General features: G+C 99.1%; 1 protein-coding gene. It reads left to right on the forward strand.

Annotation, left to right across the window (positions count from 1 at the left end):
* On the forward strand, positions 1 to 231 hold a 231-nt coding region (locus P9230_RS32510; RefSeq protein WP_278121782.1), incomplete at both ends, for a hypothetical protein.

Genomic DNA, 231 nt, shown 5'->3' on the forward strand with positions numbered 1-231 from the left:
CCGGCCCCGCCCCCCCCCCCCCCCCCCCCGCGCGCCGCCCCCGCGCCCCCCCCCCCCCCCCCCCCGCCCCGCCCCCCCCCACCCCCCCGCCCGGGGCGGGGGCCGCGCCGCGCCCCCCCCCCCCCCCCCCCCCCCCCCCCCCCCCCCCCGCGCCCCCGCCCCGCGCCCCCGCGCCGGCGCCGCGGGCGGCCGCGCGCCCCCCCCCCCCCCCCCCCCCCCCGGCCTCCCCGG

This window comes from Mesorhizobium sp. WSM4887, assembly GCF_029625865.1.
Lineage (GTDB): Bacteria > Pseudomonadota > Alphaproteobacteria > Rhizobiales > Rhizobiaceae > Mesorhizobium.